General features: G+C 71.2%; 17 protein-coding genes. 8 read left to right on the forward strand and 9 right to left on the reverse strand.

Going from position 1 to position 22,791, the window contains the following annotated elements:
• Window positions 1–13 precede the first annotated feature (13 nt).
• The 3 genes from Nocox_RS33515 to Nocox_RS33525 all read right to left on the reverse strand — a co-directional run bounded on the left by Nocox_RS33515 (window position 14) and on the right by Nocox_RS33525 (window position 2,388).
• Window positions 14–685 (reverse strand): ABC transporter ATP-binding protein, encoded by a 672-nt coding sequence (locus Nocox_RS33515; RefSeq protein WP_246649640.1) that lies wholly within the window; start codon window positions 683–685, stop codon window positions 14–16.
• A 29-nt stretch (window positions 686–714) separates the two neighbouring features.
• Window positions 715–1,647 (reverse strand): ABC transporter ATP-binding protein, encoded by a 933-nt coding sequence (locus Nocox_RS33520; RefSeq protein WP_020541187.1) that lies wholly within the window; start codon window positions 1,645–1,647, stop codon window positions 715–717.
• A gap of 105 nt (window positions 1,648–1,752) precedes the next feature.
• Window positions 1,753–2,388 (reverse strand): carbohydrate-binding protein, encoded by a 636-nt coding sequence (locus Nocox_RS33525; protein ID WP_020541188.1) that lies wholly within the window; start codon window positions 2,386–2,388, stop codon window positions 1,753–1,755.
• Between Nocox_RS33525 and Nocox_RS33530 the strand changes: the two genes are divergently transcribed.
• The 3 genes from Nocox_RS33530 to Nocox_RS33540 all read left to right on the forward strand — a co-directional run bounded on the left by Nocox_RS33530 (window position 2,363) and on the right by Nocox_RS33540 (window position 7,596).
• Complete coding sequence (locus Nocox_RS33530) at window positions 2,363–3,052, forward strand: FadR/GntR family transcriptional regulator (protein ID WP_211212540.1); 690 nt, start codon at window positions 2,363–2,365, stop codon at window positions 3,050–3,052. The two genes, Nocox_RS33525 and Nocox_RS33530, sit on opposite strands and share 26 nt — an antisense overlap.
• A gap of 564 nt (window positions 3,053–3,616) precedes the next feature.
• On the forward strand, window positions 3,617–4,714 hold the full coding sequence (locus tag Nocox_RS33535) for a lectin (RefSeq protein WP_246649641.1): 1,098 nt from the start codon (window positions 3,617–3,619) through the stop codon (window positions 4,712–4,714).
• 56 nt (window positions 4,715–4,770) lie between these two features.
• Entirely contained in the window at window positions 4,771–7,596 is a 2,826-nt protein-coding gene (locus Nocox_RS33540; protein ID WP_020541191.1) for a glycosyl hydrolase family 95 catalytic domain-containing protein, read from the forward strand.
• Between the two features lie 90 nt (window positions 7,597–7,686).
• Here Nocox_RS33540 and Nocox_RS33545 read toward each other — a convergent pair whose 3' ends face one another.
• Window positions 7,687–8,271: a TetR/AcrR family transcriptional regulator gene (locus Nocox_RS33545; RefSeq protein ID WP_051112452.1), complete on the reverse strand. Its 585-nt coding sequence runs from the start codon at window positions 8,269–8,271 to the stop codon at window positions 7,687–7,689.
• Between the two features lie 148 nt (window positions 8,272–8,419).
• Between Nocox_RS33545 and Nocox_RS33550 the strand changes: the two genes are divergently transcribed.
• The 5 genes from Nocox_RS33550 (at window position 8,420) to Nocox_RS33570 (ending at window position 17,907) form a co-directional block, all read left to right on the forward strand.
• Window positions 8,420–9,175: an ABC transporter ATP-binding protein gene (locus tag Nocox_RS33550; RefSeq protein ID WP_020541193.1), complete on the forward strand. Its 756-nt coding sequence runs from the start codon at window positions 8,420–8,422 to the stop codon at window positions 9,173–9,175.
• Window positions 9,172–10,773, forward strand: coding sequence for a hypothetical protein (locus tag Nocox_RS33555; protein ID WP_020541194.1), 1,602 nt, complete (start codon window positions 9,172–9,174; stop codon window positions 10,771–10,773). The genes Nocox_RS33550 and Nocox_RS33555 overlap by 4 nt, the downstream gene beginning before the upstream one ends.
• Before the next feature lie 131 nt (window positions 10,774–10,904).
• Complete coding sequence (gene rox / locus Nocox_RS33560) at window positions 10,905–12,332, forward strand: rifampin monooxygenase (protein ID WP_020541195.1); 1,428 nt, start codon at window positions 10,905–10,907, stop codon at window positions 12,330–12,332.
• A gap of 507 nt (window positions 12,333–12,839) precedes the next feature.
• Complete coding sequence (locus tag Nocox_RS33565) at window positions 12,840–16,859, forward strand: nSTAND1 domain-containing NTPase (RefSeq protein ID WP_169577001.1); 4,020 nt, start codon at window positions 12,840–12,842, stop codon at window positions 16,857–16,859.
• 124 nt (window positions 16,860–16,983) lie between these two features.
• Window positions 16,984–17,907 carry a LysR family transcriptional regulator gene (locus Nocox_RS33570; protein WP_020541197.1) on the forward strand — a complete coding sequence of 308 codons (924 nt, stop codon included), beginning with the start codon at window positions 16,984–16,986 and terminating at the stop codon, window positions 17,905–17,907.
• A gap of 57 nt (window positions 17,908–17,964) precedes the next feature.
• Here the strand turns inward: Nocox_RS33570 and Nocox_RS33575 are convergent, their stop codons facing one another.
• From Nocox_RS33575 to Nocox_RS33595, 5 genes are read right to left on the reverse strand one after another with little or no spacing between them, the layout of a single operon-like run.
• A complete protein-coding gene (locus Nocox_RS33575) occupies window positions 17,965–18,723 on the reverse strand; it encodes a serine hydrolase (protein ID WP_020541198.1) in 759 nt (252 codons plus the stop codon).
• Window positions 18,720–20,297, reverse strand: coding sequence for an N-acyl-D-amino-acid deacylase family protein (locus tag Nocox_RS33580; RefSeq protein ID WP_020541199.1), 1,578 nt, complete (start codon window positions 20,295–20,297; stop codon window positions 18,720–18,722). The genes Nocox_RS33575 and Nocox_RS33580 overlap by 4 nt, the downstream gene beginning before the upstream one ends.
• Entirely contained in the window at window positions 20,294–21,046 is a 753-nt protein-coding gene (locus tag Nocox_RS33585; RefSeq protein ID WP_026213927.1) for an amino acid ABC transporter ATP-binding protein, read from the reverse strand. Before Nocox_RS33585 ends, Nocox_RS33580 begins: the two co-directional genes overlap by 4 nt.
• 2 nt (window positions 21,047–21,048) lie before the next feature.
• The gene (locus Nocox_RS33590; protein ID WP_020541201.1) at window positions 21,049–21,885 is read right to left on the reverse strand and encodes an amino acid ABC transporter permease; all 837 of its coding nucleotides are present in this window, start codon (window positions 21,883–21,885) and stop codon (window positions 21,049–21,051) included.
• The gene (locus Nocox_RS33595; protein WP_051112453.1) at window positions 21,882–22,751 is read right to left on the reverse strand and encodes an ABC transporter substrate-binding protein; all 870 of its coding nucleotides are present in this window, start codon (window positions 22,749–22,751) and stop codon (window positions 21,882–21,884) included. The genes Nocox_RS33590 and Nocox_RS33595 overlap by 4 nt, the downstream gene beginning before the upstream one ends.
• Between the last annotated feature and the right edge of the window lie 40 nt (window positions 22,752–22,791).

Genomic DNA, 22,791 nt, shown 5'->3' on the forward strand with positions numbered 1-22,791 from the left:
CGGCTCCCACGGATCACGGATCGCCCCGGCTCGTGGAGCGCTCGTCGAGCTGCCCGTCGTCGATGCTGATCACCCGGTCCGCCAGCGCGAGCATCGTCGGATCATGCGTGGAGACGAACGCCGTCACCCCCTCGGACTCCACCACCCCGCGCAGCAACGCCATCACCGAAAGACCGGTCTCGGCGTCCAGCTGCCCGGTCGGCTCGTCCGCGATCAGCAGCCGGGGCGAGGCGGCCAGCGCCCGGGCGATCGCCACCCGCTGCTGCTGCCCGCCGGACAGCTCGGCGGGCAGCTGCTCGGCATGGGCGGCCAGTCCGACCAGCTCCAGCAGCAGCGCGACCCGCCGTTCACGCTCCACCGGCGGTACGCGGGCCAGCCGCAGCGGGGCGCCCACGTTCTCCGCGGCCGACAGCACCGGGATCAGGCCGAAGGTCTGGAAGACGTACGAGACCTTCTCCCGCCGTAGCAGGGACAGGCCGTCCTCGTCGAGGGCGGTGACGTCCGTCCCGTCGACGACGACCGTGCCGGAGTCCGGGCGGTCCAGGCCGCCGATGATGTTGAGCAGCGTGGTCTTGCCGGAGCCGGACCGCCCCACGAGGGCGGTCATGGTGCCGGCCGCGAGCTCGAACGTCACGTCCCGCAACGCGTGCACCGCGGTCGCCCCTCTGCCGTACCGGCGATGCACGCCACGCACGCTGACCAGGGGCCGGCCGTTCATCCGGGCCCGCCGCCGTCGGGACGGATCGCGACATGATCGGCTTCCAGCACCAGCCGGACCCGTCGCGTCAACGCCAGCGCCTCCCGGTAGTCGCGCGGCACCTGGATCCGTCCCGTCCGATCCATCACCGCGTACTCCTCGGCGATCACCTGCGGGGCGCCGTCGTCTCCGGTGGCGGTACGCCGCAGCACCTCGCTGCTCGTACGCCCGTCGCGAATCGCCACCGTCCGCTCCACCTGGCCACTGACCGAGGGATCGTGGGTCACGATGACGACGGTGACGCCCAGCCGCCGGTTGATCTCCCGCAACAGCCCGAACACCGCGGCCGACGTGGCGTTGTCCAGTTCCCCGGTCGGCTCGTCGGCCAGCAGCACCCTGGGCTCGTTGGCGAGGGCCACCGCGATGGCCACCCGCATCTGCTGCCCCCCGGACAGCTGCGCGGGCCGCCGCTCGGCGCACTCGGCGACCCCGAGCAGGTCCAGCAACTCGGCGGCACGCCTGCGGCGTACCCGGCGGGGGGTGCGGGCCGCGGTCATCGGCAGGTCGACCATCTGCCGCGCGGTCAGGTACGGGATGAGGTTGGCGGCCGTCTGCTGGCGTACGAGTCCCACGGTGTGCCGGCGATACCGGACCCGATCGGCCCGCGACATGTCCAGCAGATTCCACCGATCGACCCGCACCCGCCCGGCGGTGGGAGCGTCGACCCCGGCCAGGATGGACAGCAACGTCGACTTCCCCGACCCGGACGCCCCGACGACGGCCACCATCTCGCCGCTGTCCACGACCAGGTCCAGCCCCTGCAGCGCCTGCACCTCGACCGACCCGGACTGGTAGATCCGCACCAGGCTCTCGCACACGATCAGCGCGTCTCGTCCGAACTCCGGTGCCTTCGCGGGAGGCTGCGGCAGGGGTAAGGGCGTGATGGACATCCCCCTCCTCGGCCCCGGCGCGGTTCCGCTCCAGGGCCGACTCTATCGTTCCCGCACATCGAGCCCAAGATTCTTTCCCTGGGGGAAACTCACCGTCGAGGGCCGTCAGACGCGAGTCCACTTCTCATTGTTCTGCCCGTTGCAGTCCCAGATCTGCACCTGCGTGCCGTTCGTCTGCGAGGCGCCGTTGAGGCACCGGTTCGATCCCACACCCCGCAGTGCGCTGGTGCTGCCCGGGGACGAGCCGTCACCCTGCCCGACGCCCTTGCCGTTGACGGTGAACGAGTCCACGTCGAACGAGTTCGCGGACGGCGCCTCGAACACGACGTAGACCGTGCGGCTGCCTCCGGGGTCGGTCACCGGCACCGGGGGCTGGGACATATAGGTGTTCCAGCCTCCGGTCGCCGCCACGGGACTGGAGGCGATGAGGGCCCCCGTCGGCGAGTCGGCGCGCAGTTCGACGGACGCCCCGGTGCTGGACGGCGCCGAGACGCGGAGGGACACCGTGTCGATCCCGGACGGGTTGATCGGGCCGAAGGAGATCCAGTCGTTGTTGGAGATGTCGCCGATGCGCCTGCCGCCCTCGGCTCCCGGCTCGTCGACGATCCGGATCCCGGACGAGCCGGTGAAGTGCTCGGCCTGCTTGGGCTTGGGCTGCAGGGTGACGCCGGCGCTGCCCTTCAGGCCGCCCCTGCCCGCCAGTCTCGCCAGAGCGGTGACAGCCGAGCTGGTGGAGCGCATCGTCCGCGGGGTGCACCCGCCGGGGACCTCGCTGCCCCCCGAGCCCGCGCTCTGCGAAGCCTTCTCCGTGAGCCGCACGGTCGTGCGGGAAGCAGTGAAGATCCTGCAGGAAAAGGGGCTGGTGCAGGTCCGCCAGGGCGCCGGCACCATGGTGACCCCGCCCGCGATGTGGGACATGCTCGACGAGCTCGTGCTCGCCGCGACCATCGCCGCGGAGGAGAGCCTGGCGATTCTCGACGACCTCGTCGTCACCCGGCGCGTGCTGGAGTCCGACATGGCCAACGTCGCCGCCCGCGTGGCCGGGCCGGACACCGTGGAGCAGCTGCGGGCGCTGGTGGACCGGATGGACGAGCTCGTGGACGACCCGATGACGTACTCCGACAGCGACCGCGCCTTCCACGACACGATCATGCAGGCGTCGGGAAACCGCATCGCCCGTGGCGTCGTACGGGCGCTGGAAAGCCAGGTCGTCAGCACCGCCCGATACCTGGGCCGGACCGAGCGGGCGCTCTGCGTGGCGTCGAACCTCGGCCACCGCCGCATCTACGAACGCATCGCCGCCCACGATCCCGCGGGCGCCGCCGAGGCGATGTTCAACCACATCACCGAGGCGTGGATCGTGCGCCGCAGCGGCCCGGCCGACCCCGTACGGCTGCGGCGTTAGCGCCCGTTCGCGTCCTCGGAACCGGGCCGATCGAGGACTGTGAACGTTTCATCGCCACCCGTCAGCGGTGGCCGCGGCCGCTTCTCCTGGTCAGACGCCGGAGCGACGGGGTCGCCTCACGCGCAGGCTCCCGACGCCGACCAGGCCGGGCCTTGACAGGTCTTGTCACGGTCATATTTGCTCCGCTGCACCATCGCCTCCAGCCACCGGAAAGAACGGAGATCCCCTGACGGCGGCGTTGAGTTAGCGCTAACACTTCAAGAACTCGACCGGCCGGCCACCCATGCCCGCCCGCCCGGAAAAGGAATTCGCGTGATGTCGAGGCTCAGGTACCTCCTCACCGCTGTCGCGTCCGCCCTCCTGCTCGCCCTGGCCACGGTGCACGCGGCCCTGGGCGACAGCGCGCCCCCGCGCCCCGCGCAACAGAGCGCCCTCGCGGGCACCGCGGGCTGCGGCAGGACCCCGACGCTGAGAAGCGGCTCGCAGTCGATAACGACCAGCGGGAAAAACCGTAGCTTTATCCTGAGAATTCCGGATAACTACAACAACAACACCCCGTACAGGTTGATTTTCGGATTCCACTGGAATGGCGGCACCGCCAACGACGTCGACGGCGGCGGAACCAGCGGATATCCCTGGTCCTACTACGGGCTCAGGGCATTGTCGAACAACACCGCCATCTTCGTCGCGCCGCAGGGCTTCAACAACGGCTGGGCCAACTCGGGCGGCGAGGACGTCACCTTCGTCGACGACATGATCCGGCGGATCGAGGCGGACCTCTGCGTGGACACCTCCCAGCGCTTCGCCATGGGCTTCAGCTACGGCGGCGGCATGAGCTACGCGCTCGCGTGCGCCAGGGCGACGGTCTTCCGCGCCGTGGCGGTCTACTCCGGCGGCCAGCTCAGCGGGTGCAGCGGCGGCAACGAGCCCATCGCGTACATCGGGCTGCACGGCCTCAGGGACTCGGTGCTCAACATCTCCGCGGGCCGGTCGCTGCGTGACAGGTTCGTCAGGAACAACGGCTGCACCCCCCAGAACCCGCCGGAGCCGGCGCAGGGCAGCCTGACGCATGTCGTCACCTTCTACTCGGGATGCCGGGCGGGCTATCCGGTCGCCTGGGCGGCGTTCGACGCCGGCCACACCCCCGGTCCCGTGGACGGGAAGCCCGGTGACTTCGAGCCCGGCGAGAACTCCTGGACCAGGCCGGTGGTGTGGAACTTCTTCACGCAGTTCGGAGGCACCGACCCGGACCCGACACCCACGGTCGATCCGCCGGCGGCAGGCGCGCTCAAGGGCGTGGCGTCGGGCCGGTGCCTGGACGTCAACGGAGCCTCGCAGGCCAACGGCGCGCAGACGCAGATCTGGGACTGCAACGGGCAGTCCAACCAGCAGTGGACCTCCACCGGCTCCGGTGAGCTGCGGGTCTACGGCGGCAAGTGCCTGGACGTGAACGGGGCCGGGACCGCCGACGGCACCAGCGTGATCATCTGGGACTGCAACGGCCAGAACAACCAGAAATGGCGCCTCAACACCGACGGCACCATCACCGCGGTCGGCGCGAACAAGTGCCTGGACGTGTCCGGGTACGGCACCGCCAACGGCACCAAGGTGCAGATCTGGACCTGCACCGGCGCCACCAACCAGAAGTGGGCCCGCGCCTGACTCGTCCACCCCCATGGGCTTGGAGAACCGAAATGGCCGACTTATCGCGAAGACAAATGCTGAGATTCGGCGCGGCCGGCGCCGGAGCCGCGCTGTTGCCCCTGCAGTGGACGGCCGTGGCCCGAGCCGCGTCGGTGGCGCCCGCGGAGGTGCGGGCCGCGAACGATCTGGCCCTGTGGTACGACGAAAGCGCCGGCACGGAATGGCTGCGCGCGCTTCCGATCGGGAACGGCCGCCTTGGCGCCATGGTGTTCGGCAACGTCGACACCGAGCGGCTGCAGCTCAACGAGGACACTATCTGGGCCGGCGGGCCGTACGACCAGAGCAACACGAAGGGCGCGGCGGCGCTGGGGCAGATCCGGCAGCTGGTCTTCCAGAACCAGTGGAGCCAGGCCCAGACCCTCGTCGACCAGAACATGCTGGGCAACCCTTCGGCTCAGCTGGCCTACCAGCCCGTGGGCGATCTGCGACTGACCTTCGGCAGCGCCGCCGGGGTCTCGGAGTACAACCGTGTCCTGGACCTGAGCACGGCCACCACGACGGTGACGTACCTGCAGAACGGCGTACGGTACCGGCGCGAGGTGCTGGCGAGCGCGCCGGATCAGGTCATCGCCCTCCGCCTGACCGCCGACAGGCCCGGCTCGATCACGTTCTCCGCGACGTTCGGCAGCCCGCAGCGGACGACGCGGTCCAGCCCGGACGGCACGACGGTGGCGCTCGACGGCATCTCCGGCGACCAGAGGGGCCTGGCCGGCAAGGTCAGGTTCCTGGCGCTGGCCCGGGCCGTCGCCGAAGGCGGCACCGTCAGCAGCTCAGGCGGCACGCTGCAGGTGAGGTCCGCCGACAGCGTGACGGTGCTGATCTCCATCGGCTCCAGCTACGTGAACTACCAGGACGCCGGCGGCGACCATCAGGGCATCGCCCGGCGTCATCTCGACGCCGCCGTCACCCGGACCTACGACGACCTGCGCGGCCGGCACGTCGCCGACTACCAGCGGCTGTTCGGGCGCACGACGCTCGACCTCGGCCGTACCGCGGCGGCCGACCAGCCGACCGACGTACGGATCGCGCAGCACGCCGGCAGCGACGACCCGCAGTTCGCGGCGTTGCTGTTCCAGTACGGCCGCTACCTGCTGATCTCCTCCTCGCGGCCGGGCACCCAGCCCGCCAACCTGCAGGGCATCTGGAACGACTCGCTGACCCCGTCCTGGGACTCGAAGTACACCCTCAACGCCAACCTGCCCATGAACTACTGGCCGGCCGACACGACCAACCTGTCGGAGTGCTACGAGCCGGTGTTCAGGATGGTCGGCGATCTCACGGTCAGCGGCGCGCGCACGGCGCGGGCGCAGTACAACGCCGGTGGCTGGGTGACCCACCACAACACCGACGGCTGGCGGGGCAGCTCGGTCGTCGACGGCGCGACCTGGGGCATGTGGCAGACCGGTGGCGCGTGGCTGGCCACCATGATCTGGGACCACTACCTCTTCACCGGCGACCTCGGCTTCCTCCGGCAGTACTACCCGGCCATGAAGGGGGCCGCGCAGTTCTTCCTGGAGACTCTCGTGGAGGAACCGACCCTCAAATACCTGGTCACGAACCCATCCAACTCCCCCGAACTGACCCACCACGCGGGCGTCAGCATCTGCGCCGGACCCACGATGGACAACCAGATCCTGCGGGACCTGTTCAACGGCTGCGCCAGGGCGAGCGAACTCCTGGGCACCGACGCCGGCTTCCGGACGCAGGTCCTGGCCGCCCGGGACCGGCTCCCGCCGATGCGGACAGGCTCGCGCGGCAACATCCAGGAGTGGCTGTACGACTGGGTCGAGACCGAGCAGAACCACCGGCACATCTCCCACCTCTACGGCCTGCACCCCAGCAACCAGATCACCAAGCGCGGCACTCCCGCGCTGTACACCGCCGCGCGGCGGACCCTCGAACTGCGCGGCGACGACGGCACGGGCTGGTCGCTGGCGTGGAAGATCAACTACTGGGCGCGGATGGAGGAGGGCACGCGGGCGCACGACCTGATCCGCGCCCTCGTGACGACGGCCCGGCTCGCGCCCAACATGTTCGACCTGCACCCGCCGTTCCAGATCGACGGCAACTTCGGCGCGACGTCCGGCATCGCCGAGATGCTGCTGCAGAGCCACAACGGCGAGCTTCACGTGCTGCCGGCGCTCCCGGCGGCCTGGCCGAACGGGAAGGTGCAGGGTCTTCGAGGACGCGGCGGCTACACCGTGGACGCGACCTGGAGCGCCGGCGGGACCACCGAGATCCTCGTCAGGTTCGACCGCGACGGCACGGTCGACGTGCGCGCCCGGATCTTCACCGGGACCTTCCAGGTGGTCGACGCCACGACCGGCGATGCCGTCAGCGTCACCAGACCCGAGAACGACGTCATCAGGCTGAGCGGCCAGGCCGGTCGTGCGTACCGCATGACCGGATCCGCCGGCCCCCCGCCGGCGACCTACGTGCGGATCACGAACGCGACCACCGGCCTGGCGCTGGACAGCGGCGGCAACGTCGCCTCCGGGGCGAACCTCAAGCAGTGGAACTGGGACGGCAGCACCAACCTGCAGTGGCAGCTCGTGGCCCTGGGCGGCGGGTGGTACCGCATCGTCAACCGTACCAACGGCATGGTCGCCGACAGCTGGGGCAACACCGCCAACGGAGCCAACGCCAGGCAGGCCCCGTGGAACGGCGGCAACAACCAGCAGTGGCGCCTCAACAGCACGGGCGGCGACCGCCACCAGATCATCAACCGCGGCACCGGCACGGCCCTCGACGGCATGGGCAACGGCACGTCCGGCTCCACCGTGGCCCTGTGGACCCCGAACAACAGCACCAACAACCAATGGACCATCACAGGCGTGTGAACAGGACGACGCTCGCAACCCGGCGCGCTCCCCCACGCGGCTGCTGGGCACAGGCGGCGCTTGGCGATGCGGCTGGAGCGTCTCTCCAGTTCAGTGCCGCGGGCTCATGCCGGCGAAGAGGGCTTGGAGGACGCGATCGACGTAGTCATGCGTCATGGGCTCCTGGGTGATCAGGAGCTGGAAGTACAGAGGTCCGGACAGGATCGCCATGGCGAGGTCGAGGTCGAAGTCGGAGGAGACCTCCCCCCGATCCTGGGCCGCCTTCAGACGGGCGATGGTCTTGTCGGCCTGGGGCCGGATGAAGCGTTCGTTGAGGCCGGCGGCGACCGCAGGGTCGTGCTGAGCCTCGCCCACCAGTGCCTGGTAGAGCGGGCCCCAGGGGGGATTGGCCAGCAGGTCCACCGCCGCGTGGATCTGTCGGCGCAGGTCGGCCCGGACATCTCCGGTGTCGGGATAGTCGAGGGCGGGCTCGTTCAGCGACAGCAGCGAGTCGAGGAACAGCAGGCCCTTTGAGGTCCACCGGCGGTAGATCGTGTGCTTGCCCGTGCCGGCGCGGGCCGCGACCGCCTCGATGCTGAGCTTGGCGTAGCCGGCCTCCTGGGCCAGGGCGAGCGTGGCCTGCATGATCGCCTTGGTACGGGCGGCGGCTCGATCGTGTCGGCTGATAGTCACCATGTCATTCTAACGGAGCGGCACGGCACGTGCCGTGTTGACAGGTTGTTCAAGCCCGCTCCACAATGACCACGTCCACTCACGGCACGGTACGTGCCGTTACGACGCATGTGACGAAGAACCTCTTGCTGAATGCTCAGGGAAGAAGGCCGTGCTCAATCTCCCCGTCCCCGCCGTCGAGGTCGTGGGCCTCACCCATCGGTTCGGATCCGTGCTCGCCGTCGACCGGCTGAGCCTGACTGTTCCCCCGGGCATGTTCTACGGCATCGTCGGCCCGAACGGAGCAGGTAAGACCACCACCCTGACGGCCGTATGCGGGCTGCGCGAGCCGACCTCCGGGACGATCAGGATCGCCGGCCATGATCTGCGGACCGACCGGGAGGCCGCCCTCGCCCAGCTCGGCATCATGATGGACGGGTTGTCCCTGCCCGAGCGGCTGACCGCCACCGAGGCCCTGCGCTACAGCGCCGGGCTGCGCGGCCTGGACGACGGCTGGCAGGCGCGCGCGAGCGACCTGCTGGAGATCCTCCGGCTGGACGCGGTCCCGCGCACGCTGATCGTGGAGTACTCCACCGGCATGCGTAAGAAGATCAACCTGGCGCTGGCGCTGCTGCACCGGCCCCGCGTCCTGGTGCTGGACGAGCCCTTCGAAGCCATCGACCCGGTCTCGGCCCACTCCATCGAGCAGGTGCTCAAACAGTACGTCGACGCCGGGGGCACCGTGCTCCTGTCCAGCCACATCATGGACTTCGTCGAACGCAACTGCCGCCGCGTGGCGGTAGTGGCCGGCGGACGGGTGCTCGTCGAAGGTCGGGTGGAGGAGCTGACCGCGGGCGCGACACTGAACGAGCGGTTCATCGAACTGGTCGGCGCCGACCCGGTGCGTCCGCTGGAGTGGCTGCGATGACGGGCACCCTGTTCGCGCTCAAGCTGCGTCTGTTCCGCAATGGCCCGCACCACGAGCGCGCTTTCAGCCTGGTCACCGGCCTGATCCTGGCCGCCCTGGTGATCGCCGGCTCGATCATGGCCTCCCGCGGCACGATTCACGAGGGCTGGATCGCGATGGCGCTCACCGTGTGGGGTGGCATGTGGGTGTTCGGGCCGTTGACCCAGCCTCGCCACGACCCATCGGTCATCTCACGCGAGTGGTTGCGCGGCTATCCGCTACGGCCCTGGCGGCTGGCGTGGGCGTTGTCGTGGACCGAACTGCTCGGCGTCGGCCCGCTGATCACGCTGGCGTGCCTGGCGTCCCTGGTGGTCCTGGCCGCGCCGGGCGGGCCCGCGGCGGCGGCGATCGCCGCCGGGGCGGTGGTGGCGCAGCTGTATCTGCTGGTCTGGGCGGGCAAGACGGTGGCGGCGCTGGCAGCCCGGCTGTTGCAGACCCGGGCCGGGATGACCACGGCCGCCACGCAGACCGCGGTCATGCTCGCGCTTTCGTTCGCCGGGTGGGTGCCGATCGCGGCCTGGCTGCTGCCGCGTCTCGGCAAGGGGGATACCACGCTTGCTCCCCCTGACCTTGGCCACCTGCCCGCGCCGGTGATCGACGTGCTCGCCGCCCTGCCCACCGGCTGGAGCTACGGTGCGGCACTCGCCGCCCGCGACGGCGCCGGCTTCGGCGCGACCATGCCGCCCTTGGCCGCCCTGCTGATGGTGGGCGCCCTGCTGCAGCTCGGCTGGATCGCGCTGACGGCTCGCGTCCTGCGCCGCCCCCCTCACAGAGCAGCACCTCGACGACCCGCCGTACCAGGACGGCCGCTGTCGTTGCCGTTCACCGGCCCGCAGGTGTCGGCGGTCGTGTCACGAGAGCTGGCCACCTGGCTGCGTGACCCGGCGCGCGGCGTCGAGTTGCGTACCGCCTGGCTGACACCACTGCTGATGGCGCTCATCATCGCGCTCACCGACTGGAGCTGGGCGCTGCCCTTGGCGGGTCCCGCGGCGGCGGTGTTCGGCGCGATGGCCGCGGTCAACACCTATGCCCTGGACGGCACGGCCCTCTGGCAGCTTCTCACCACACCGGGCGCTCTCAGGGCCGATGTGCGCGGACGGATGGCGGCCCGGGCGATGCTGTTCGGCGTCCCGTCCCTTGTGCTGACGGCCGTGCTGTGGGCGGCGACCGGTTCACCCCTGGGTGGTGCCGCCGTTGGCGGTGCCGTCGCCGCGACCGCGACGTCCTGCGCGGCGGCACCATTGCTCGCGCTCCTGATGCCGGCCGTGGGCACCGACGCTCGCGATCGCATCTACCCTGGCCAGCGGGCCGGCGATCCGACCGGTGGACAGATGACGATCTTCCCTGTGGTGGTGCTGGCCGCCGTCCTGCCCGGTGTCATCGGCGCGGTCTGCGGCGGCTCGGGCTGGGTGACCGTCCTGTCCGGCATCCTGCTGGCCGGCACCGTCCTGTATGCCACCCCGGCGCTCACCGTACGTCTGCTTCACCGGCGTGGTACGAGTCTGCTGGAGGCGATGGCCTCCCGCGACGCCGCCACTGTCCGCTCATCCACCCCATGAGGCAGAGCGCCCTCGAAGGAGGCGCCTCCCCTGCCACTTCCAAGCTATAGCGCACCCCGGGACTTGCGGCAAGACCCGGGTCATGCCCCAGACTGCCGGACCGGAAGTCGTACAACGCAGGGGGGCGGTTCATGTTCGACGTGATCATCGCCGGTGGCGGGCCCACCGGCCTGATGCTGGCGGCCGAGCTGCGGTTGCACGGCGCGCAGGTGCTCGTGCTGGAGAAGGACGCCGAGCCGGCCCCGTACGCCAAGGCTCAGGGCCTGCACGTGCGCAGCATCGAGGTGATGGACCAGCGCGGCCTGCTGGAGCGCTTCCTCGCGCACGGCCGGCGGCACCCGCTGCGCGCCTCCCTCGCCGGGGCCGACCGGCCCGCGCCCGCCGGGCTGGACACCGCGCACGGCTACCTCCTCGCCATCCCGCAGACCGTCACCGAGCGCCTGCTGACCGAGCACGCCGCCGGGCTGGGCGCGGAGATCTGGCGGAGCGCCGAGCTGACCGGCCTCAGCCAGGACGAGCACGGCGTGACCGCCGAACTGAGCGACGGCACGCGGTTGCGCTCCCGCTACCTCGTGGGCTGCGACGGCGGGCGCAGCACGGTGCGCAAGCTGCTCGGCGTCGGCTTTCCCGGCGAGCCGAGCAGAGTGGACACACTGCTCGGTGAGATGGAGGCGGACGAGGATCCCGAGGCGATCGCCGCCGCCGTCGCGCGGATCCGCGAGACCCAGCCGCGCTTCGGCCTGCTGCCGCTGGGCGACGGGATGTACCGGGTGGTCGTGCCCGCCGCGGGCGTGGCCGAGGACCGGGCCGTGCCGCCGACGCTGGAGGAGTTCCGGCAGGGGCTCAGGGCGGTCGCGGGCACGGACTTCGGCGTGCGAGCGCCGCGCTGGTTGTCCCGCTTCGGCGACGCCACACGCCTGGCCGAACGCTACCGCGACGGCCGGGTGCTCCTGGCAGGCGACGCGGCCCACATCCATCCGCCGGCCGGCGGGCAAGGGCTCAACCTCGGCATTCAGGACGCGTTCAACCTCGGGTGGAAGCTGGCCGCCGAGGTCGCGGGCTGGGCGCCTGACGGGCTGCTGGACACCTACGAAGCCGAACGCCGCCCGGTGGCCGCCGCCGTGCTGGACGACACGCGGGTGCGCATGCACCTGATGTCCGCCGAGCCGGGACCCCGGGCGGTGGGGCGGCTGCTGACGCGGCTGATGGAGTTCGACGAGGTGACCACGTACCTCATCGAACAGGTCACCGCCATCGGCGTCCGCTACGACCTCGGCGGCGGCTCCGAGCTGGTGGGGCGGCGGCTGAGGGACGTCCGCCTGAGGCGCGGCCGACTCTACGAGCTGACGCGCTCCGGCCGTGGCCTCCTGCTCGACCGGACCGGCCGGCTCTCGGCCGAGGGCTGGGCGGATCGCGTGGACCACGTCGTCGATCCCGGCGCCGAGCTGGACGTCGCCGCCGTACTGCTCCGCCCCGACGGCCACGTGGCGTGGGCCGGCGAGGACCAGGCGGAGCTGGCCGGCGTGCTGCCGCGCTGGTTCGGCGCTCCCTCCAGGTGACCCGAGGCGTCCGTCGCGCCACAACTGCTCTCGCCGGTGACCTTCGATTGGGTAACGGGACGATGATCTCCCAAGCTCGGAAGGCCCGGTGAAGGGCACTCTTGAAGGGTGCCGACATCTTCGGGTCCAGGTCGTGACGTCAGGTCTTCGTGGCCTCGCTGGGTCAGGCGGACGGTCCTGGGCGGATCAGCGGCGTTGCTGGCTCTGGGCGTGGCCGGGTTCATGGCGGGGGCTCTGCCCGTGCCCGACTGGCTCCTGGACCGTTGGGACAAACAATCCAGCGTGATCAGCATGGTCATCGGCGGCGTGACGATGGTGCTCGCCGTCATCGCGATGAGACGGGACGGCCGCCGGGACACGCCGTCCCCGTCTCAGACGGCCGGCGTCGGCGCCTCACCGTCCCCAGCGTCCGGGCCGTCCCCGTTCCCGCGGGCGGCCGGGAACGCGGAGGCCGATCGTCCCCCTTCAGAGGGAACCCGGAAAGAGGCACGAGGGGCACGCCTGGGGTTGTCCGCCGCCCGCGTCCAGGGCTCGGCAGGAGTGTCCGGGGGCGGCTGCCTGGTAGGCGTACGGGAGGTGGTGACCTGCGCGCACGTTGTCAGCGGAGCGCTGGGGCTGCGCGACGCCGGCCGTCCCGGCGAACCCGTCCTGGTGGACTTCCCCCTGCTCGGCCGGGCGCACCAGCCGATCATGGCGGAGGTGGTGGCGTGGGACGGCGCGGCCGACGTCGCGCTGCTCCGGCTGGCCGAGCCGCCGCCGCAGGGCACGCAGCCGGCCCGGCCGGTCACCGCCGACGACTACTGGGGTCACTCCTTCCGGGTGCTGGGATTCCCCCGTGGGCGGGCGGACAGCGGAGTATGGGCGTCGGGACGGTTGCTCGGCCGACGGGGTGACGGCTGGCTGCAGGTGGAGAACCCCGGACGAGGCGGGCACGGCTTCCGTCCCGGATTCAGCGGGGCCACCGTGTGGGACGAGGAGCTGAACGCGCCGATCGGCATCCTGGCCGCGGGGAACAGCGGTCACGCGGCCCGCACCGCCTACGTGATCCCCGCGGACGTGCTGCTGAGCGGCCTTCCCGACCAGGCGGCCCAGGCGACCGCCCCCGCGCCGTACCGGGGGTTGGAGGCGTTCAGGGAGGGCGACGCCGACGTCTTCTTCGGCAGGCGCAAGGAGATACGGGATCTGCTGGACCGGAGCTCGCGGCCCGGCGTCACGGTCGTGTACGGGCCCTCAGGCAGCGGCAAGTCCTCGCTGGTCATGGCCGGGCTGCTGCCTCGGCTGCGGGAGAAGGCCGGGGTGTGCGTGATCACCGTTCGTCCCGCGCACGGGCGTACGCCGCTCTTCGCACTGGCCGCCGCCCTGCTGCCGGCGCTCGAACCCGAGCGGGGAGAGACCTCCCGCATGGCTGAGCTGCCCGGCCTGGCCCAGGTGCTGGCCGAGGGCGGGATCGTCGAGGTCGTCCAGCGGGTGCGGGCCAGGACCGGTCAGGACGAACTCGTGCTGGTCATCGACCAGTTCGAGGAGGTCTTCACCTCGGCCCATCCGGCTGAGGAGTTCGTGTCGGCGCTGCTGCCCCTGCTGCGGGCAACGGCGGCGGGAGTCCATACGGTGGTGACCGTACGGATCGACTACTCCGACAGGGTGCTCGACCAGCTGCGAACGGCCGATCTCCGGCAAGAGGTCCTCTACCCGGTCATGCCGCTCGACCGGGACCGGTTGCGTGAGGCGATCGAGAGCCCGGCGCACGAGAGGGGGGTGGTGTTCCAGGCGGACCTGGTCGAGCGCATCCTCGACGACGTCGGTGACGAGCCTGGACGGCTCCCCCTGGTGGAGTTCGCCCTGACCATGCTGTGGGACCGGCAGAGCGGCGGCGTGCTGAGCCATGACGCCTACCGCGAGATCGAGGGCGCGGCGGGAGCGCTGGCCGCCTACGCCGAGCAGGTCTGGAACGAGCAACTGTCGCCCGCGGACCACCCTCGCGTGCGATCCCTGCTTCTCCAACTCGTCCGGCAGGCGCCCGATCACGACCCCTCCTGCGCCGTGCTGCCGCAGGAGGCGCTCAGTGAGGAGCAGTGGCGGCTCGGCCAGGAACTGGCCACCACCCGGCTGCTGGTCGCCGCGGAAGACCGGCAGGGCGTGCGTACGCTGCGGCTGGCCCACGAGTCGCTGATCAGCCGCTGGGGCAGGCTGGCCGAGTGGGTCCGCGCCGATCGCGACTTCCGCACCTGGCACCACGATCTGCGGCGCGCCTTCGAACGCTGGTCGGCCGAGCGCGAGACCGACCGGCTGCTGCGCGGCACCGACCTGGCCACCGCGCGGCACTGGCTGGACGTACGCCATGACGATCTGCGTCCAGCCGAACGAGCCTTCGTCGAGGCGAGCAGCCACAGGTCGGCCCAGGTCCGGCGTGGACGGCACGCCATGGGGACCGCCGTCGTGGTCCTCCTCCTCGTCAGCCTGGTCTCCGGCGTCCAGATCTACCGCGGCCACCTGACGGAACAGGAGAAGCTGCGCACCTCGGCGGCACAGACCCTGGCCGGCCGCGCCGATGAGGATCAGGAAAACCCTGATCTGGCGATCCTGGAGGCGGTGGCCGCCTACCGCAGCGACCCCCGCGCGCCGAAGGTGGAACGGGCGCTGTTCAACCGCTACAGCGACTTCGCCGGCGCCGACCGTCTGCTGGCCGGCTCCGGCGTCACCTCACAACGCCTGCTCGCCGCCGAAGACGGCGGGGTGATCATCCAGGAGGAGAGCCACGCGGTCAAGATCTGGCAACCGGACCGAAGTGCGGCGCTGCCGAAGCAGATAGCGCTGTCGTCGCCTGTGGCGGGAACGGCACTGTCCGCCGACGGCCGCGTGCTGGCCATCGCCGTCGAGGACGGCTCCGTCGAGCTGTGGAACCCCCGTGAACACCGGCTGCTCGACAAGCTGCCGATTCCCAGGGGGAAGGCGCGGCTCGCCCTCGACCCGGCAGGGCGGTATCTGGCCGTCCAGCCTGCGGGCCCGCGCCCGGTTCAGGTCTGGGACCTGCGGCTTCGTCAGGCGCGTAGCGTCCCACTGGCCGGTCAGGCGCAGACGCTCCAACTCGCCGAGGACGGCCTGCTCTCGGTCTCCCTGGGCGACCACCGGCTGCTGGTGTTCGAGCCCGGACAGTCGCGATCGGCCCGAACAGTGCCGACATCCGCCGTCTTCGCCCACGACGGCACGATCGCGGCCGGCTGCGTCCCCACCCGGGACGGCATCCGGGTACGCGGCGTGAACCTGCGCACCGGCGCGAGCATCGCCGACTTCCCCCTCACTTTCCGCGGTTGCGAGGGTAACGTCAGCAGGCCGGGCACTCTGAGCCACGGCGGCAGGCTGCTGTCCGTGGAGAACGTCCTGATCGATCTGCGGGCTGGGCGGATCATCGGCGCGCCGGCCGGGTACGCCTACGCCCCGGCGGTCACCGGCCGCGACGGCCGCTGGAGCATCTGGACGGTCGGCGGCCCCGGCCTGGTCAGATTCCCCGTCGCGCGCACCCTCGACACCGACCCGCACGAGGTGCTCGAGTCCGCGGTCACCGGCGACGGCGGCCACGTCGTCACCTACGACAGCGATGGGCGGCTGCGCGTGTGGGACGCCGCGTCGAAGCTGCTGGTCAACGAGCGGCCCGCGGCGCCGAACAGCGGCTCGGGCACTCAGGTGGCCACGCGGGTGGTCGCGCTGACCGGACGTCGGGAGATAGCCGTGATCAGTGCCGACTCGCGCGACCTGGTGCTGATGTCCGTACCTGACCTGCGCCCGATCGGCTCGGCGCGCCTGCCCGCGGGGGCGGACGGGCAGGCGCCGCTCAGTCTGCACGCGGTCGCCGGCGGCCGTCTCGTCGTCTTCGCCCGGGGCATGCTCACCGTCTGGGAGACCACGCCGCTGCGGCGGGCGGCCCCCGGGCTGGACCTGCGCGAGCGCCTTTCCGCCCTGAGCCCGCAGGAGGCGGGCCAGGGGCTTGACGTGCTGCCGAACGTTGACGGCAACGCGGCGCTGGTCATCGAAGGGACGGCCAGGAAGGTCGAGCACTGGGACCTCACGCTCGGCCGTGCCACCAGGAGCCACCTGATCCCCGGCAGTGGCGAACTCGTCCCTGTCGCGGCCGGCCCCGACCTGACCCAACTGATCACCTACGCCGCCACCGTCGAAAGGCCCTTCACGGCCTGGTCGCTTCCCCCCTCAGGACAGCCGGTTCCGGCGGAACCACAAGGCCCGGCCGACGGCCATGCCTTCGATCTGCTCCAGCTCCTCCGCTCGAATCCCGAACTGCGCTACAACGCATCGTTCTCCATCAGCAGGCTGGGCGACTCCCTGGGCTACCTCACTCTGTTCAGCGGGGGCGGAAAGCTGCTCTACCGCACCGACGAGGCGCGGATCATGTCCACCGCGCCGCAGGACTGGGCCGCGCACCTGTGCGCCATCCTGGGCGGGCGCTCATTCACCTCGTCAGAACTCGCCCGGCTGCCGCGGGGCGCCGACCCCACGCCATGCGAACACCGATGACCTGCTGAGGTGCTCTCGTGAACCGCTGACCGAACTGACCGCGCATACCCCGCTGCCACCGGGCACGGTGGAAGGACGCAGCCTCGCCTGAGCGGGCCCGTCAGGCCAGTCCTAGGCTGGGCGGGTGCTCAGCAGTAGCAGGCTCCGCGTCCTCCTGGAGATCTTCCGCACCGGCAGCATCGCCGGCGCGGCCAGAACCATGAAGCTCTCGCCCTCGGCCGTCTCCCACCAGCTGGCCAAGCTGGAGGAGGAGTCGGGCGTCGGCCTCGTCGAACGCAACGCCCAGAGCCTGCGCCTGACTGAGGCGGGCAGGCGGCTGGCGCTGCGCGCCCAGGAGGTGGCCGACATCCTGGAGGCCGCCGAGAAGGACCTGCTCGCCCAGGCGCGGGTGGACGCGGGGGAACTGCGGATCGGCTTCTTCGCGTCGGCCGGGTACCGGCTGCTGCCGCTGGCGCTGTCGCGCTTCGCCGCCCGCTACCCGAACGTGAAGCTCGACCTGGCGGAGGGACAGCCGTACGAGCTGCTGCCGGACCTTGAGCGCGGCGCGCTGGACGTGCTGGTGGTGTTCGATCACGCGCTCGACCCGTGGCAGCGTCCGGAAAGGGTGGAGGTGCTGCACCTGTTCGACGAGCCGCAGCTGCTCGTGGTCCCCACCGGTCACCAGGCGGGGCTGCGTTCCCGGGTACGGCTGGCCGACCTGGCCGAGGAGCCGTGGATCACGACTTTCGGCGCCGAGCACCCGGTGTCGATCCTGGAACGTGCCAGCATGCTGGAAGGGTTCACGCCGCAGATCCGCTGCCGCAGCGATCATTACGAGGTGACGATCGGGCTGGTACGAGCGGGGCTCGGGGTGGCGCTGGTGCCCAGCCTCGGGTTGATGGGGGTGACGGGAGTGCAGGTGTGCCGTCTGGCCACGCCGCAGCTGTACCGCCGGATCGGGGTGGCGCGTCGACCGACCAACCCCAACCCGGCGGCGCGTTCCTTTCTCGCCTACCTCCGCACGGCCGCCGCCCAGCTCCGCAACTCCCTGGACCCGGCCCTACGCTGACCCACCATCCCGGCCCGCCCGCAACGCCCGCCCGCACTGCGGGGGCCCGGTCAGGTGTCAGGGTTGCAGATGGGCGATGAAGAGGCCCGCCTGCCGTACCGCGTGGACCAGGGCCTGTTCGGAGCCTGCGGGACCGTGGGCGAGGACCGCGTACCCAACCCCGCCCATCAGCCCCACGTCCGTGCGGATCCCCTCATCGGTGCCGGTCTTGTTGGCCAGCCACGCCGCCTCCAGGTCGTGCCGCACCAGCGCGGGGACCAGGCCGTGGTCGGTGTTGGCCAGCATCCACTCGCGCAGCTGCACCTGCCACCCCGCGCCTCCCCCGGCCAGCGAAGCCAGCCCGGCCAGTTCCCCGGCCGTCCCCAGCGCGAACGTCGGCGGGTCCGCGGGCGTGCGCGGCTCGCGGATGCGGTCGAGCAGCCGCGTCCTGGTCAGCCCGAGCGCCGCGGCGGCCGCGTTGACCCGGTCCAGGCCGACGCGGCGCAGCAGCGCGTTCGTCGCGGTGTTGTCGCTGACCGCCGCGGTCAGCAGCGCCAGGTCGCCGACCGTCCACCGCCGCTGCGACAGCCCCAGCAGCAGGCCGGACCCGCCGCAGTAGTCGTCGTCGACCAGCTCCACCGGCTCCCCGGCGTCCAGGATGCCGCCTTCGAGGGACATCGCCACCTCCGCCAGCAGCAGCAGCTTCCCCACGCTGGCCAGCGGCAGCTCCACGTCGGCGTTGACGGCCGGCCCCGGCGCGCCGGGGCCGCGGACGGCCACCGCCAGCGTCCCCGGGCAGGCCGCGGCGATCTCCTCCAGGGTCTTGGGGGCGCTCACGGCGTGACCACCCCTCCGGGGCGGGCCGCCGTCAGGTCGCCGTCGCGGACCGCGACCTGCCCGGCCACCACCACGGCGCGCAACCCGTCCGGCGGCAGCAGCGGATCCTGGTAGGTCGCCCCGTCGGCCACCGTGGCTGGATCGAACAGCACGAGATCCGCGTGCGCCCCGTCACGGACCGCGCCCCGGTCCCGCAGCCCGAAACGCGCCGCGGCCATGCCGGTCATCTTCGCCACGGCCGACTCCAGCGAGAGCAGCCCCTGCTCCCTGACGTACCGTCCGAGCACTCGCGGGAACGTCCCCGCCAGCCGCGGGTGCGGATGTCCCGGCTTGGGCACTCCGTCCGAGCCGATCATCGAGAAGTCGCACGCGAGCACCCGCCGCACGTCGTCCTCCCGCATCGAGTGGCTGATGATCGTCACCTCACCCTCCTCGGCCAGCAGCAGCTCCGCCGCCGCGTCCACCGGATCGCCGCCGAGCGAGGCGATCGTGCGCCCCTCGACCTCCGGGTTGCGCACCGCGCACGCCACCGAGATGCGGTCCCAGCCGCCGTTGCCGACCGTGTTCTCCCAGCCGGGCACACCCTCGGCGATGGCCCGCCGCATCCGCTCCCGCTGCGCCGGGTCCCGCAGCCGCTCCAGCAGGGCCCCTGTTCCGCCGTCGTTGGCCCACGGCGGCAGCATCGCCGACAGCGACGTCGACGCCTCGGTGTAGGGGTAGACGTCGCAGGTGACGTCCATCCCGCCGGCGCGCAGCTCGGACAGGTAGGCCAGCGTGCGCTCGGTGCGGCCCCATGCGTACTTGCCCGCCGTCTTGTGGTGGGAGACGTGCAGCGCCGCGCCGCTCCTGCGGGCGATCTTCACCGCCTCCTCCAGCGCCTCCTCCACGCGCGCCATCTCGTCGCGCAGGTGCGTCACGTACGGCCTGCCGTACCGCGCCGCGACCCTGGCCAGTGCCACCACCTCGTCGGTGCCGCCGTATGTGCCGGGCGTGTAGATCAGGCCGGTCGACAGGCCGGCCGCGCCCTGGGCGAGCGCCCGGTCCAGCAGGTCGCACATGACGTCGAGCTCGTACGGCGTGGCCGCCCGGTCCGCGTAGCCCACGACCCCGGCCCGGAGGGTGCCGTGCCCCACGAGAGAGGCCAGGTGGTTCGACCGGGGAGCCTCCCCATGGGCCGCCGCAAAGCCCTCGAAGTCCTCAAATATGGGTACGTTGCCCCCGAAACCGACGCGGCTTGAGCCCCGCATCTCCGGGATCCGCTCGGGCAGCGCCGGGAAGAGCCCCGACCCGCAGTTGCCGCTGATCTCGACCGTCACCCCCATCCGGACAGGCGCGGCGGCCAGTTCCCATGCCTCGGGACCCAGCAGGGTGGCGGCGTCGGAATGCGTGTGCACGTCGATGAAGCCGGGGGCGACCACCAGACCGCCGGCGTCGAGGACCTCCCGCGCCGCGGCCTCCCCTCCGGGGGGCAGCAGGACGACGCGGCCCTCGCGCACGCCCACGTCGGCCCGGCGCAGGGGGGTGCCCGTGCCGTCGGCGACCCGGCCGCCGCGGATCACCAGGTCGAGGTTCAAAGCACCTGCCCCAGGAACGCGCGGGTGCGCTCGTGGCGCGGACGGGAAAGCACCTCGCGCGGAGGCCCCTCCTCCACGATCACTCCGTCGTCGATGAACACCAGGTGATCACCTGCCTCCCGGGCGAAACCCATCTCGTGCGTCACCACGATCATTGTCATGCCGCTGGCGGCCAGATCCCGCATCACCGCCAGCACCTCCTGCACCAGTTCAGGGTCCAGCGCGCTGGTCGGCTCGTCGAACAGCATCACCTTCGGGTTCATCGCCAGGCTCCTGGCGATCGCGACCCGCTGCTGCTGCCCGCCCGACAGCTGGGCGGGGTAGTGGTGGGCGCGATCGGCCAGCCCCACCCGCTCCAGCAGCTCGCCCGCCTGCTCGGCAGCGGCGGCGCGCGAGGCGCGCAGCACCGTGCGGGGGCCCTCCATGACGTTCTGCAGCGCCGTCATGTGCGGGAAGAGGTGGAAGCGCTGGAACACCATGCCGATCTTCTGCCGCTGCCCGCAGAGCTCGTCGGGCCGCAGAAGGTGCAGCCTGTCGCCGTGCTCGCGGAAGCCGATCAGCCGGCCGTCCACCCAGATGCGGCCGGAGTCGATCGTCTCCAGCCGGTTCACGCAGCGCAGCAGGGTGGACTTGCCGGATCCCGAGGGGCCGACGACGCAGACGACGCCGCCCTCAGGCACGTCCAGGCTGACGCCCTTGAGTACTTCCAGCGTGCCGTACCGCTTGCGGACGGACTGGATGCGCACCATGCTCACGACCGCTCACCTCGCGCGAACCGCTTCTCCAGGAAGTGCTGGCCGACACTGGCCACGCTGGTCAGCACCAGATACCACATCGACGCCACGATCAGCAGCGCGATCACCTCGAAGTTGCCCAGGTAGATGCGCTGGGCCACGGTCAGCAGCTCCGCGCCCGCGATCACCGACACCATGGAGGTCGTCTTCAGCATCGAGACGAACTGGTTGCCCGTCGGCGGGATGATCACCCGCATCGCCTGCGGCAGCACCACCCGGCGCAGAATCTGCCTGTGCGACATGCCCAGCGCCTCGGCCGCCTCCTGCTGGCCGGGGTCCACTGAGCGGATGCCCGCCCGTACGATCTCGGCCATGTAGGCGCCCTCGTTGATCGTCAGACCCAACGCCGCCGCCACGAACGGCGTCACCAGTGCGTTGGCCTGCCATTCCACGAACATCGGCCCGCCGAACGGGATCCCGACCCCGATCATCGGGAACACCAGCCCGATGTTGAACCAGAAGATCAGCTGCACCAGCAGGGGCGTGCCGCGGAAGAACCACGTGTACAGCCCCGCCGCGCCGCGCAGCACTGAGTTGTCCGACAGCTGCATCACCGCCGCGAGCACGCCCAGCGCCACGCCGAGGACCATCGACAGGAGCGTCAGCGCGATCGTCACACCGAGCCCGCCCAGCACCCGTCCGTCGAACAGGTGCTCGACGACCACGTCCCAGTGCAGGTTCTCGTTCACGATGATCGTGTAGGCGAACCAGATCAGCACCAGGCCCGCGGCGGCCCCGGCCACCATCCGGCCAGGCCGCCGCGGCTTGACGGCGTTGATGGGGAGTTCGGTCATGACGCGCCGGTGTTGATGGTGATCTTCGGTAGCGCGTTGGCGCCCGTGCCGTACTTCTCCAGGATCTGCTTGTACTCGCCGCTGTCGACCAGTTCCTGCAGCGCCTTGGCCACCGCGTCGCGCAGCGCGGGGTTGCGTTTGTCGATCGCGATGCCCCACGGGCCGGCGTCGTACTGCTCGGGCAGCACGTCGTACTTGCCGGTCTCCTTGGCGTACATGTGGCCGACGGGTGAGTCGACGATCGTGGCCACGCTGCGGCCGGAGTCGATCGTCAGCAGGCCGGTGGGGGCGTCCTCGCTCTGCATGATCTGCATCTTCTGCGCACACTTGTCGTTCTGCCGCAGGCCGATGTCCAGGTTCGAGCTGCCCTTGGCCAGCACGACCTTCTTGCCGCACAGGTCCTCGAGCGACTTGATGCCCTCGGGGTTGCCCTTCTTGACCATGATCGAGCCGCCGGCGTTGAAGTAGTCGACGAAGTCGACCGCCTTGCGGCGCTGCTCGGTGTCGCTCAGCGAGGACATGGCGATGTCCCAGCGGCCCGACTGCAGGCCGGGGATGAGCCCGTCGAAGGCGGCGTTCGTCGTCGTCACCTTCAGTCCGAGCCGTCCGGCGATCGCCGCCGCCAGGTCGATGTCCACGCCGGTCAGCTCCTGCGTGCCCGGCTTGTACATCTCCATCGGCGGATAACCCTCAGAGGTCGCCATCCGCAGCTCGCCCGACTTCCGGACCTGTTCGGGTACGAGCTCTTTGGCGCTCTTGCCCGCGGCCGAGGGATCCGTGCGCGCCGCCGTGCCGGAGGTGGACCTGCCGCAGCCCGCGGACACGGCACAGACTGCGATCATCGCGATGACCAGGTGTTTTCGCATGGCGGACATGGTGACGGCCGGTGCGCGGCGAGCCCAACGA

Origin of the sequence: Nonomuraea coxensis DSM 45129, assembly GCF_019397265.1 — a bacterium.
Classification (GTDB): Bacteria; Actinomycetota; Actinomycetes; order Streptosporangiales; family Streptosporangiaceae; genus Nonomuraea; species Nonomuraea coxensis.